Raw genomic sequence first — 13,792 nt, forward strand, 5'->3', positions numbered from 1 at the left:
TTAGTTGCAAAAAAAGACGAATGTTAATCATTCGTCATAGTCACTACTTTTTCTGAGCAAGCCAATCAGCTAATTTATCTCGCGCCTGGTCACTAATTTGTGGCTGACTTGGCATACTATTTTTACCATTTTTTATAATATCGGCAATCTGCTCTTTCTTGAGCTTGCTCCCGATCTTTTGCAAATTGGGACCCATGCCACCCTCTAACGTCATTCCATGACAGCTTGAACAATTATTTGAAAAGATTTGATCTGGTGCTTGGGAAACTTCTTGTGTGGTTTCAGTCTTTTGGCTCTGTTGATTTGTCTGGCTTTGGCAACCTGCTATGACAATAATTAGAGCTGTGACAGTTAACAAATGAATGATTGACTTCTTGATCATAACCTTCTCCTCCATGCTAAAACGTCTTCTTGCGTCTAGTTGTCATACGTCGGGAGTAACTTCCTTGTTCTTGTTGTTGATTAGTAGTGGATCGTTTTGGACGAGATGTAGTGCTTGATCGTTGGAATGGAGCCGTTTGACCGCTTTGGAATGGATTTTCTTCCTGTTCCTGCGTTGCATAAGATGATGTCTGCATAGGACGACGGCGAGCTGAGTTATAATTAGGACGTGACTGTTGTGGTTGTGTTTCTCCATTCGCTTCTTCACTAGATAAAACGCTTTGCTTAAACTTCCGTCGTGCGGTTGCTCCATCAGACGAATTTACATTTGATCTAGCAGCATCATTTGCTTCCTCGGTTTGATTTTTTGGTTTAGGACGTGATGTTTGACTTGGAAAACCTGCAAATTTTTTGGATGCTTCGATAGCTGCCTTTTCTTCTTGTTGCGCACCTGCTGACGGCTTTAACCCTTTTTTAAAACGTTCTAATGGTTCTTGCTCAGTTTGCCGCTTATTGGACCGCTTACGAGTATCTTGTCGTGGCGGATATGATGTAGAAGCAGCCGCAGCAGCTTGTTCATGTAAGGTACTATCCTCTAGGATGGAAGATTGAAAACGTGGTCGTTTGCCCATCCCGCTCTCCTCGGATTGTTGAGTTTCATGAGTAGACTCTTTTAATGTACTCATCCGTGTAGTTTGAACGAATTCTCGATCCTCTTCATCAAATACTTTTTCGCCTTTTTTGGGTCGTTGACGATCTGCATATTTTTTATTGAGTTCCTTATTACGACGCTCTCGCTCGATCGTAGATCGACGTACCTTTTCAACTGGGATCTTTTCCAATTGTTCACCGGAAAGATGACCCTCTGGAAACATATTTTCCAGTTCCTCTACTTCGCGTTTTCGCTTCTTTTCGATCACCATCCATATGACAATGATTAGAGCGATTACAACGACAGCCCCTCCTCCTAAAACTTTTGGATCCCATAAGATGTCCATCTTATTTCTTAGCCTCACTTTCTTAGCTTACCATTTCAAAACATCAGCCGATGCTGATGCTTGCTTACCTATCTACTTTCCACGAAACAATGGTTTCCGTTTCTCCAAAAAGGCAGAGATTCCCTCTTTTCGATCAGTGGTTTCCCAAACGGTTCCAAATGCTTTTGATTCTAATTCTAACGCCTCTGCAAGCGGCAGTTCATATCCTTGTCGAATTGTTTTTTTCAATTGAGCAAGTGCTTGGGCAGGCTGATTTGATAATTGTTTTGCCAAGTTTTCCGCCTCTGCAAATAGCTGATCAAAGGGTAAAACACGCCAAACCCAGCCCCATTCCTTGGCTTCCTGCGCTGTAAATGGATCACCTGTCATACATAATTGTAGCGCTCTCGATATTCCGATTGCCCGGGATAAACGCACCGTACCACCATAACCAGGTATAATGCCTAAGTTAACTTCCGGTTGCCCAAATCGAGCATGCTCAGCGGCCAGAACAATATCACCTGCTAATGCGAGTTCACAACCGCCACCTAACGCGTAACCATTTACAGCCATGATAACAGGCTTATGTAGATTTTCGATTTGTTGGAAAACGTTTTGCCCTAGACGTGATAATTGTCTAGCTTCTGCATCGGTTTGTAGATCGACAAACTGAGCAATATCGGCTCCAGCAGCAAAGGCTTTTTCTCCAGCTCCACGTACGATCACCACATGAATCTCCATCACAGAGGCAATCCAATCGAATATCTCGCCAAGCTCCTGTAACAACTCCTGGTTCAAAGCATTTAATACCTGAGGACGATTCAAAGTCAATGTGACCCAACGACCGCCTCTTTCCACCTTTACATATTTCCACTTCGACATCGAATCCCACTCTTTCATCAAGCTAAAAGACTTCGATTCCTGATGTAAGCAGCAAGGGGGTGTTACCGTCTCTCAATAACACCCTCATTCTACCACATGTATCTTGAAACTTCATCGATTGAAAGGTGAGCGAAGATACGCCTCAATAAAAGGGGTAAGGTCACCATCCATCACCGACTGAACATGACCTACTTCAACCTGTGTCCGGTGATCTTTCACCATACTATATGGATGAAAAACATAGGAGCGAATCTGATTTCCCCATGCGATCTCACCTTGATCCCCTTTTAGAGCGTTAAGTTCTGCTTGCTGTTCTTCTAGTTTCAGTTCTAACAAACGTGCTTTTAAAACTTTTAATGCCCGTTCACGGTTTTTAATCTGTGAACGTTCGTTTTGACAAGTGACTACAATACCAGTCGGCAAATGCGTAATCCGAACTGCTGAGTCTGTAGTATTGACACTCTGACCTCCAGCCCCACTGGAATGATAGGTATCAATGCGCAAGTCTTTGGGATTAATCTCTATTTCTGAGTCATCTTCCAACTCAGGCACCACATTTAATGATGCAAATGATGTATGACGTCGACCCGATGAATCAAAAGGAGAGATTCTCACCAAGCGATGGACACCTTTCTCTGCTCGTAGATATCCATATGCATTCAGACCACGAATGAAGAGCGTTACACTTTTAATGCCTGCCTCATCTCCAGGTAGATAATCAAGTGTCTCTACTTTGTAACCCTTTTTTTCAGCCCATCTCGTATACATCCTAAGTAACATTTCAGCCCAATCTTGCGATTCCGTTCCCCCAGCACCCGGATGCAGCTCGATAATGGCAGAATTACGATCATAGGGGCCATGCAACATTAAGGTGAGCTCAAATGCATCTAGCTTCTGCTGATATTGCGAAAATTCCTTCGCCTGTTCACGAATCAAGTCGGCGCTCTCTTCTCCCGCTTCACTGATGATTAAGTCAAGCATCATCTCAAGCTCTTCCTGTTGTACTTCTAGAGAGTTAAAAGTTTCGATGGTATCTTTTAACTCTTTCACTTCACGAATCACTTGTTGCGCTTTCTCTTGATCACTCCAAAATTCTGGCTCTGTCATCTGTTTTTCTAACGCGTGTAGTTTTTCATTCTTGACATCTAAGTCAAAGAGACCTCCGAATATCCACCAATGTTTTGGCTGTTTTAGAAAGCTCCTGTTTTAACTCTGATACTTCCATTCTTTGGTTCCGCCTTTCAAGGTAAAATCATCCGAATGCTATAACTCTTTTACTTATTTTGCAGCTTGTTCTTTCCGTTGGCAACAGTTCTTATATTTTTTTCCACTTCCACATGGGCAAGGCTGATTTCGTCCGATTTTCTCTCCGCGTCGGATTGGTACTTTCTTCGCTTCTTGCTCCGGCTGAGCAGTCGCTTGAGGCTCATCCCACTCAGGTGATGATGCAACGGGATTAACCGCAACCTCTTCGTGTTCAAACTCATCCTCATCGCTAACAACAGACTTAAAGATATACTTGACAATCTCTTCTTGAATCTCTTCGGTCATTTTTTCAAACATGGCAAAGCCTTCAAACTGATACTCTCGCAAAGGATTATCTTGACCATAGGCACGCAGATGAATACCTTGACGCAAATGTTCCATCGCATCGATATGATCCATCCATTTACGGTCTACTGTGCGTAAAATGACTACTTTGGAGAATTCCTGCAAGCGTTCTTCGGTTAGTTCCTCTCGTTTTTCTTCATAGTATTCTGTAGCTTGCTCATAGATGAAGTCAATCATTTCGTTAGGCTCAAGGTCTTCTAAATCAGATTCGTCGATTCGACCTTCAGGTAAGATATTGGCTTCCACATAGTCAATAATGGCGTCAAGTTCCCATTCTTCATTTAAATCATCAGCAGTGTGTGCCCTGACGATGCGTTCAATCGCCATTTTGACCATATTGAAAACTGTTTCTTGCTGACTATCATTGGTTAAAACTTCGCGTCGTTGCTTGTAGATTACTTCCCGCTGTTGATTCATGACATCATCATACTGTAGCACCCAGCGACGTGTATCAAAGTTATTCGCTTCTACCTTCTTCTGTGCATTCTCGACCGCCTTGGTAAAAAATGTACCATCGATCGGTTCGCCCTCTTCAAGTCCCAGATTGGCTAATCGATCCCATGCTTTTTGAAGGTTGTCACCAAAGCGACGCATCAAATCATCAGAAAGTGAGAGGAAAAACTGAGATGAACCAGGGTCTCCTTGACGCCCTGCACGACCACGCAACTGATTATCAATCCGACGACTTTCGTGTCGCTCTGTACCAATAATATGCAAACCACCTAGCTCTTCTACTTCTTCACCTAGCACAATATCGGTTCCACGGCCTGCCATGTTAGTCGCAATCGTAACAGTTCCTTTTTGTCCTGCGTTTGAGATAATTTCTGCTTCTCGTTCATGGTTTTTCGCATTCAAAACCTGATGTTTAATTCCTTTTCTTTTCAACATACGAGAAAGGCGTTCAGAGTTTTCAATCGAAACAGTACCTACGAGTACAGGTTGACCCGTTTGGTGACATTTGACAATTTCCTCTACAACAGCATGAAACTTTTCTTCTTCAGTTCGATAAAGCGAATCGGTTAAATCCTTACGAACCATTTCTCTATTGGTTGGAATGACTAATACGTCCATATTATAAATCTTACGAAACTCTTCTTCTTCTGTTTTTGCTGTCCCTGTCATACCTGATAACTTCTTATATAGGCGGAAGTAGTTTTGCAAAGTAATCGTCGCCAAAGTCATACTTTCATGCTGTACTTGTAAACCCTCTTTCGCCTCGATTGCTTGATGTAACCCATCTGAATATCTTCTTCCTTGCATTAATCGACCGGTAAATTCATCAACAATCACAACACCTTCGTCATTTACTACATAATCCTGGTCACGTTTCATGAGAACATGAGCTTTTAAAGCCTGTTGCACATGATGGTTGAGCGTAATTGCTTTCATATCATAGAGGTTATCAACATTCATGAACTTCTCGACCTTTTTGACACCCTCTTCAGTAAGCGCTACTTGCTTCGTCTTTAGGTCGATTGTATAATCATCATCTTCTTTCAGACGACGTACTACTCGATCCGCTGTGTAATATAGATCGGTTGCTTTATTCGCTTGCCCACTAATAATCAAAGGCGTACGAGCCTCATCAATTAAAATGCTATCGACTTCATCGACAATCGCATAATGAAGCTCTCGTTGTGTCAACTGCTCTGGGTAAAGAACCATATTATCACGAAGATAGTCAAAGCCAAATTCATTGTTTGTCCCATAGGTAATATCTGCTTGATATGCTTGTCGTTTCGCTTCAGGACTCATATCAGGCAAATTTAGACCGACGGTTAAACCTAAAAATTCAAAGATTTGTCCAACCCATTCACGGTCACGCTTTGCTAAATAATCGTTTACTGTAACAATATGCACACCTTTGCCAGACAAGGCATTTAGATAGGCTGGTAGAGTGGAAACCAATGTCTTCCCTTCACCCGTCTTCATTTCAGCAATATCTCCATTATGGAGCACAATACCACCAATAAGCTGTACGTAGAAATGGCGCATTTTTAAAACACGACTTGATGCTTCTCTCACAACTGCAAACGCCTCTGGCAGAAGATCATCTAGGTCTTCTCCATCCTGACAACGTTTCCTAAATTCAACAGTTTTTTGTTTTAACTCATCATCAGATAGCTGCTGTATTTCATCACTAAACTGCTCCACTTGATCAGCTATCTTCATGTATTTCTTGATCTGCCTCTCATTTGAATCTGGCAATAATTTTTTTAGAACTCCTAACAACGGACTTCTCCTCCTGTCTTTAAACAGACTGACGTATACAAACCCCTGACCATGCGTTCAGGGGGAATCACGCAAAGTATTATATATATTTTAGCAGATGTATTCGAACTTGAATAGCAAGCCCAGATCAAAAAGGCGGTGAGATGACCACCGCCCCATTTTCTTAGATTTATGTAACTTATTTATTCAGGTTCGATCAATCCATATTGTCCATCTTTTCGCCGATAAATCACATTCACCTGGTTGGTTTCAGCTTGAGTAAAGACAAAGAAATCATGTCCTAATGCATTCATCTGTAAGATGGCTTCTTGCGCGTCCATAGGCTTTAAGTGAAAACGTTTGCTACGAACAATTGGAAATCTTTCTGCTGTCTCTGTTGTTTCGCTTTGGCTTTTCACTTCATTTGTTTCTTGTCCAAGGCTATTTTCAATCATTTGCTGACGGAGATTATCATCATAACGGAGTTTTCGAGTAACTTTTGTTTTATACTTGCGGATTTGCCGTTCTAGCTTCTCCACTACAAGATCGATGGAGGCATACATATCTTTACTGCTTTCTTCTGCCCGAAAAACAAGCCCTGGATAAGGAATGGTTACTTCAACTTTGTGATCATTTTTTAAGACGCTCAATACTACATTAGCATCTCCTGTTGGATTCATGTCCAAAAACTTATCTAACCGGCTTAACTTGCTTCTGACAAAATTCCCTAAAGCACTTGTAATAGATATATGGTTTCCTCGAATCACCAAGTTCACTCGAATTCCTGCCACAGAAGGAACACTCCTGCAACAGGATTCACCTCCTTCCATGATCTACTTACTCTATTCCCTTTTTCACCAGAAAAACACCTCTATAAATTAAAAAAATAATACGCAATATTTAGATTTAATTTTGACATAATTTACCATACAAAAAAAGGTCGGACTTAGAGAAGATTCTCTAATGCCCGACACTCGTTTGTCATTTTTAAAACGAGAACATATTACCTCGTTTGAAATCTACAACTTTACTACATTTGCAGCCTGTGGTCCGCGAGAGCCCTCTACGATTTCAAATTCAACTTGTTGTCCTTCTTCTAATGACTTAAACCCATCTCCCTGAATCGCAGAGTAGTGTACGAATACATCGTCAGCATTTTCTACCTCGATGAATCCATACCCTTTCTCAACATTGAACCACTTGACTTTGCCTAGCATGAAGAACATTCCCTTCTTAAAATCAATTGCACTATCCTGACAATAGTGTGAACTACACTATATCATTTCATGCAAACCCCTGTCAAATTACCGAAATATGTTACTTCCACCTAATCGAATCAACGTTATATCTGTGAGAACCGCATGTTAGCATATCGCCATTGAAACGGCGAGCACCTCTTCATTGAACCGACGATCATCGATTCTCAATCGAGGAAATACCATGCCTATATTGTAGCGTTGGAATGTATCCAATCGCTCTCCTTATGTATTCACTGATTCTTTTAATTGTTTTCCTGGTTTAAATGCTGGTACTTTACTTGCTTCAATTTGAATCTCTTCACCAGTTTGCGGATTTCTACCTGTTCTCGCAGCACGTTCACGTACTTCAAAGTTTCCAAAACCGATCAATGTTACTTTTTCGCCTTTTTCTAGCGCTTCAGAAATCGCTTTAAAAATAGCGTCAACACTTGCCGCAGCTTCTTTTTTCGTTTTCCCCGTAATCTCTGCCACACGTTCTACTAATTCAGCTTTGTTCATCATGAATCTATTACTCATATCGATGGCTCAAGAACCATTCGAGTAATAGAAAGTCACCTCCTAAGGCTTTATTATATTTACCCTTGGTGTTGACAGCTTTTCTATATTCTATACCTGATCCGTCTCCCTATCTTATGAAAAGCTATCGGGCAAATGTAGTGGTACATATCTCTTCTACTCCGGCAATTTGCAAAGGTTTCGCACATTCACGCAGAGTTGTCCCTGTCGTATAGATATCATCAACGATCAACACAGGTCTGTCAACCCATAACATAAGAGAAACTTCTTCCAACACAGAAAACGCATTGGTTAATGACTGTATGCGCTCTACTCGTCCCTTCTGACTTTGCGCTCCTATGAAATGTTCTCGTTTAAGTAACGGAATGACGGGCATTCGGAGTTGAGAGCCAATTACTTCTGCTAATAATTGTGCTTGATTAAATCCACGCTCTAATAGTCTTTCACTTGTTAAAGGAACATATGTGATGATAAACGACTTCTTTTGCCAGTTTATTTGTACATTTTCTGCCATCATTCGTCCAATTGGTTCTGCTAATGATTGGTCACCCCGAAATTTATATAGCCAAATAAGCTGCTTCGCAAACGCAGAATATTCTACAACACTGCGATTGATGAGTCGATGACTAGCCTGTTCACAATCTAAACATATCTCACTCTGTCTATCCATAGACCTTTGACGTCCGCAGTAGAAACAGTTTTGGGCCTGAATACGATGTAACTCGGATTTACACTCACTACATATCTCCTGCCAAATACTTTGTAAAGGTCTACGACTAACAAAGGATGAACAAAACCAGCACTGCCCAGAACCCGGAAAGAGAAACGACCACCATCTCTTCATTGACAATACGCTTCTCTTTCGCTAAATCCTTCTTTTTTGCCAAAAATATTTAACCGTTTACACTCTTGGATCGCTTGCACTTGTGCTTCAGTGCGTTGACTGGTTAAGAATATTACCTGACCTTGTTGGTAATGTGCTGCTCTACCTACTCTTCCTGCGATTTGAACAAGCGTTGCTCTTTCGAAGACCGAATGTTCGGCAAATAAGACCAACACATGTGCTGTTGGTACGGTGACGCCTCGTTCTAAAATGGTTGTCGTCACTAAAAAATCAAGTTTTTGCTGCCGAAATAGCTCTACCATTCTACTCCGTTCCGCACAACGAGCATGGACACCAGCAATCCGATTTTTCAATTCGGGGTGTTGTATACGTAGCCAACGACAAACCAATTCAACATCACGAATCCGCGGTACAAAGATAAAGGCTTGTCCATATGTCCTCTGTACTTGTCGAACAAAAGAAGTGATAGCCGGAATATCTTTCTGTTTCACTAGTTTTCTCGATAAGCTCCACTCATAAATAATTCGTGGAACCGGAAGCGGCTTACCATGATAGCGTACTGGTAGCATGACAACTTGAAGTAAGCGCTGTTTTAATAATGACTTCCATTCTGCTGGGGGAGTAGCTGTCAAATATATTTCTTTCGCCCTTGGATGAAGCGAACGACGTAAACCCGAATCTAACATGCGATTGCGGTAGAGAGGAAAGGCATCTACTTCATCAACAATCACTAAGTCAAAAAACTGATGAAAACGCATTGCCTGATGTACAGTTGCAACGACAAAATCCGCCTTGATCCAATTCTCTCTACTCCCACCGTACATACCAATCAAGCGCTCTTGATAAAATATTTGTCTTAGACGGGGAATCAATTCTAGCACGACATCTTTACGTGGTGTGACCCATAATACTCGTTTCCCTTGCTGCAACACTTTTTGAATAATCGGAACAACTACTTCAGTTTTACCTGCTCCAGTAACCGCCCAGAGCAGCAATCTCTGATAAACTGATTGCATAAAATATTCTAGTTTCTCAATCGCTCTTTGCTGCCAAGGGGTATAAAAAATCGATGCTAACATCACTTTTCGCCTTCTCCGTACCATCGGCACAACCGATGATCGAAACAGCAATAAGGGTTCACATGAACAAGATTTCCCCAACAAATGACAGTGTTGACACATTACACAATGCTCATCACATCGTAAACATGTAACTTGTTGTAAATGCTGAATGCCGGCATTACATCGATTACAGCACCAGTCTGTTACTGCGTCATCCCACTCTACAGATGGTTGAATAAATAAACGACCTTCTAGATATAATATTTGCAAAATTTGCAACAATCTTGTGTCACTTATGCCTATTTTATTTTGTCTTAAACATTGTTTGATTTCTGATAGTAATAAAGCTCTTCCTTCGCACAAATGATAAATTTGCTCTACTTGCCCGATCTGCTGTCCACATTTCCAAATGGGTCGAGAATAGGTAAGAGACGTATAAGTGTCTGGCTGATTCCTTTTTACATACCAAAATGCTTTGGCAATGGATCGAGTTTGAAAAATTGGCTTCACCAATCTCCCTCGATTTCGCCAAGCATATTCATCCACTTCAAAGGCGAGACTAAAACGAAGTTGGTCATCACCTTCACACTGATAAATAAACATTTCCATAGCGTCAACCCTCAGAAGTAATTTTATTTACCGCTGTTAGCTCGTTTATCTTCGCCTACAATGATTCATATAAATTCAGCATGTAGACAAAGTCATATGATCTGCACGTGATCGTGGATCACAGCAACATTTCGATTCGGGCATGAAAGGAAGTGTGCGATCGCGTCCTATCAGTCTTTGCGGTCGGGCAAAACTCGTCTTCTCTGGCGTACGCACCTTGGAGACTCAAACCGTTTGCTTGCAGGGAAAATGTCGCTTTAGCCGTCATTCCGCTAAGCTGCGCCCGAAATGGAGTTTTTCCGACCACCCCTCACTCGTTCATTGGGGTTTGTCTACAGTCTCACAAATTCATGTCAAGTTAAGCCAAAATATTATTTTTATAGCTTCGCTGTATGGAAAACAGAAACAAAAATTTTCATCAAAATCTATTATATACAAATCTTAACACTTTTCACATAATTAGTTTGAATATGGAAAAGGGCTCCCACTGATCAACAGTCGAGAACCCCATTCATACATTACCCACAACCTAAGCAGAGTGCTTCTTTGTTTCTTGATCAACTTCTTGTAAATCAAGAACAACCATTTTTTCTTTATCGCCTTGGTGTTTACCCACACAACTTTCAATGGCTTCTTCTACAGTGATGGTTGGATGCAGTTTAATCACTTCAAGTCGATCATATCTCTTTTTTAAGCGATAGAGTATCTTTAATGTATCATCGGTTGAGCCTGTATCAATACTGGTAACATGCCCTTTTTTTCCCATCAAGCGGTTCCAAAAGAAATAAGACCAAATCCGCCATTCTACAGCACGTTGACTATTTCTTGTTAATAAAATAAGGTGCTTTGCTTTATTATGATAAAAACCACCAAACAAAGCCGCAATCATCCGATAGGGAAAGACAAATGGAATCGCCACACCCACCAAGACAGCAAGCGTTAGTAATAGCCAATGTTCCATAATATACCTACTAAAAACCTGCAAAAACAGGGCTTTTAGTAGCTTCCCCCTTTCTTACTGATCTAAGGTCAAATAAGCTGAACCCAACGACATTTAATCGCCATTAAGACAGCCTGTGTACGATCTTGAACACCCAGCTTATATAGTATATTACTCACATGATTTTTTACTGTTTTTTCGCTAATATATAAATGTTCACTTATTGCTCGATTATTTTTTCCCTGCGTCATTAAGCGCAAAACTTCCATTTCGCGATATGTTAAGATCTCTTGCCAATTTGTGCTTTGTTCAGTTGTATGAATACGATGAAAAGCTGTCTCTTGATGACTAAGCCTTCTTAACTCTGTAACCAACTTCTCCATTATAACAGGATGGATGTAATAACCTCCACGAGCAATTACTCGTAATGCTTCTACCACTTGATATTGATTCACATTTTTCAGCAAGTATCCTCGCGCACCTGAACGAATACTTTCCACAGCATAGGGGTCGTTCTTTTCTGACATAATTAACACTCGTGTCTCAGGCGCAATTTGACTTAATCGATAGGTTATTTCTACTCCATCCATTCGCGATAGATGAAGATCAACAATTGCAATGTGAGGACGCAGAGTATCGCATAGAATGGGTACATCTAATCCTTCACAACATTCACCAACCAATTGGATATCTTGCTTCAGTTTTAAGTTTTCTTTACATTGGTTACGATATTTCTGGTTGGAATCGGCGATTACCACTCGAATCGGAGGAGTGGATACCATTTCAATTTGGGGGGCTTCTATTTCCTGTTCAACTGGAGGCTGCCTCTCCATCAAGAAATCCACCTCTTCCTTTAATCAAAACAAAAATCTTTACGATCTTGAACTGGAATACCAGAGTAACATGAATCCGAAATAATTGAAGGCGCGGAACGACCCATCATTCATTTTGATGTAGGTTACCACGCCAAAAAAAGTGAGTACCATGATCATTTTCCTAATGAGTCTTTCACTGATATTCTACTACAAAAAGGACTCAGCCGCTATCTATGCTGAGTCTTTGCTTTTCTAATCCTTCACTTGGGTTCCAAGCTCAATTTGAAGAGCTTCTACTTGATCCGTTTGCTCCCAAGGCAGATCGATGTCAGTTCGACCAAAATGACCATAGGCAGAAGTCTGTCGATAGAGCGGACGACGCAAGTCGAGTTGGCGAATAATGCCTGCAGGGCGAAGATCAAAATGCTTACGAACAGCGCGAATCAAGCTTTTTTCATCAATACGGCCTGTACCAAATGTATCAATCCGGATGGATACAGGTCTGGCAACCCCAATGGCATAAGCGAGTTGGACCTCACACTTATCAGCTAATCCGGCAGCTACGATATTCTTCGCTACATAACGTGCTGCATATGCTGCCGAGCGATCCACTTTTGTCGGATCTTTACCCGAAAAAGCTCCTCCTCCATGCCTTGCATAGCCACCATATGTATCAACGATAATTTTTCGACCTGTTAAGCCCGCATCGCCCATCGGCCCACCAATAACAAATCGACCTGTAGGATTAATAAAATAATGTGTTTGGGAGTCTAACATTTCTGCAGGTACTATGGGTTCTATCACATGACGAATAATCTCTTGTTTTAATTGATCATGCTCGATCTCTTCAGCATGCTGCGTAGAAACCACAATCGTATCAATCCGCACTGGGCGATTCTCTTCATACTCCACTGTTACTTGCGTCTTTCCATCAGGACGTAAATATGGCAAGGTTCCGTCTATCCGCACCTCATGCAAACGCCGAGCAAGTCGATGAGCGAGTGATATGGGTAATGGCATCAATTCAGGAGTCTCGTTACACGCATATCCAAACATCAATCCCTGATCGCCCGCACCGATCGCTTCAATTTCTTGCTCATCCATTGATCCTTCACGCTTCTCTAATGCTTGATCAACGCCTTGAGCAATATCAGAAGACTGTTCGTCGATTGAAGTTAATACAGCACAAGTAGTAGCATCAAAGCCATATTTTGCTCGTGTGTAACCGATTTCACTTATCGTATTTCGAACGATTTTGGGAATATCTACATAGCATTGTGTTGATATTTCTCCAGATACTAAGACAAGTCCTGTAGTAACTGCAGTTTCACATGCAACTCGGGCATTTGGGTCTTTTTCTAAAATGGCATCTAAAATGGCATCCGAAATTTGATCACATATTTTGTCGGGATGACCCGCCGTAACAGATTCAGAGCTAAATAGGCTGCGTTGTTTCTCCTCAGACATATCCTTCGTTCCCTTCACACCTTTAAAGTAGTATATATACGTGCCATTATACAGGAAATAACAGACTAACGCACTCTCAAATTGCAACAGGACTCTGTTTCTACAAGGATAGGCGTTATTCGATAAGGTCTCATCTTTTTGGGATGACTGATAAGAATCGTATTGCTCATTGAAAACAGGAGATTTAGGATTGTTCTATGAAAAGGTCGAAAATATGAT

The 13,792-nt window shown here is 41.3% G+C and carries 13 protein-coding genes; all 13 read right to left on the reverse strand.

Going from position 1 to position 13,792, the window contains the following annotated elements; translation table 11 throughout:
* Positions 1-43: 43 nt before the first annotated feature.
* Positions 44-382: a c-type cytochrome gene (locus BUB71_RS10205; protein ID WP_245815566.1), complete on the reverse strand. Its 339-nt coding sequence runs from the start codon at positions 380-382 to the stop codon at positions 44-46.
* A gap of 16 nt (positions 383-398) precedes the next feature.
* Positions 399-1,379: a hypothetical protein gene (locus tag BUB71_RS10210; RefSeq protein WP_073154745.1), complete on the reverse strand. Its 981-nt coding sequence runs from the start codon at positions 1,377-1,379 to the stop codon at positions 399-401.
* A gap of 72 nt (positions 1,380-1,451) precedes the next feature.
* Entirely contained in the window at positions 1,452-2,240 is a 789-nt protein-coding gene (locus tag BUB71_RS10215) for an enoyl-CoA hydratase/isomerase family protein (protein WP_073154746.1), read from the reverse strand.
* 111 nt (positions 2,241-2,351) lie between these two features.
* Positions 2,352-3,465, reverse strand: a protein-coding gene (gene prfB / locus BUB71_RS10220; RefSeq protein WP_139279059.1) for a peptide chain release factor 2 whose coding sequence is annotated in 2 segments (ribosomal slippage) — positions 2,352-3,392 and positions 3,394-3,465 — 1,113 coding nt in all. Because the reading frame shifts where the segments join, the coding sequence is not laid out codon by codon here.
* 53 nt (positions 3,466-3,518) lie between these two features.
* Positions 3,519-6,083 carry a preprotein translocase subunit SecA gene (gene secA, locus BUB71_RS10225; RefSeq protein ID WP_073154748.1) on the reverse strand — a complete coding sequence of 855 codons (2,565 nt, stop codon included), beginning with the start codon at positions 6,081-6,083 and terminating at the stop codon, positions 3,519-3,521.
* A gap of 182 nt (positions 6,084-6,265) precedes the next feature.
* Positions 6,266-6,838 carry a ribosome hibernation-promoting factor, HPF/YfiA family gene (gene hpf, locus BUB71_RS10230; RefSeq protein WP_073154843.1) on the reverse strand — a complete coding sequence of 191 codons (573 nt, stop codon included), beginning with the start codon at positions 6,836-6,838 and terminating at the stop codon, positions 6,266-6,268.
* A gap of 243 nt (positions 6,839-7,081) precedes the next feature.
* Positions 7,082-7,279 carry a cold-shock protein CspD gene (gene cspD / locus BUB71_RS10235; RefSeq protein WP_073154749.1) on the reverse strand — a complete coding sequence of 66 codons (198 nt, stop codon included), beginning with the start codon at positions 7,277-7,279 and terminating at the stop codon, positions 7,082-7,084.
* A gap of 264 nt (positions 7,280-7,543) precedes the next feature.
* Entirely contained in the window at positions 7,544-7,819 is a 276-nt protein-coding gene (locus tag BUB71_RS10240) for an HU family DNA-binding protein (RefSeq protein ID WP_175552345.1), read from the reverse strand.
* Positions 7,820-7,961: 142 nt separating this feature from the next.
* The gene (locus BUB71_RS10245) at positions 7,962-8,507 is read right to left on the reverse strand and encodes a ComF family protein (RefSeq protein WP_073154751.1); all 546 of its coding nucleotides are present in this window, start codon (positions 8,505-8,507) and stop codon (positions 7,962-7,964) included.
* A 170-nt stretch (positions 8,508-8,677) separates the two neighbouring features.
* On the reverse strand, positions 8,678-10,351 hold the full coding sequence (locus BUB71_RS10250; RefSeq protein ID WP_073154752.1) for a helicase-related protein: 1,674 nt from the start codon (positions 10,349-10,351) through the stop codon (positions 8,678-8,680).
* Between the two features lie 529 nt (positions 10,352-10,880).
* Positions 10,881-11,312 carry a hypothetical protein gene (locus BUB71_RS10255; RefSeq protein ID WP_073154753.1) on the reverse strand — a complete coding sequence of 144 codons (432 nt, stop codon included), beginning with the start codon at positions 11,310-11,312 and terminating at the stop codon, positions 10,881-10,883.
* A gap of 68 nt (positions 11,313-11,380) precedes the next feature.
* Entirely contained in the window at positions 11,381-12,124 is a 744-nt protein-coding gene (locus BUB71_RS10260) for a LuxR C-terminal-related transcriptional regulator (protein WP_084731405.1), read from the reverse strand.
* 234 nt (positions 12,125-12,358) lie between these two features.
* Complete coding sequence (metK, locus tag BUB71_RS10265; protein WP_073154754.1) at positions 12,359-13,573, reverse strand: methionine adenosyltransferase; 1,215 nt, start codon at positions 13,571-13,573, stop codon at positions 12,359-12,361.
* Positions 13,574-13,792: the final 219 nt, after the last annotated feature.

Origin of the sequence: Seinonella peptonophila, assembly GCF_900129355.1 — a bacterium.
GTDB lineage: Bacteria > Bacillota > Bacilli > Thermoactinomycetales > Thermoactinomycetaceae > Seinonella > Seinonella peptonophila.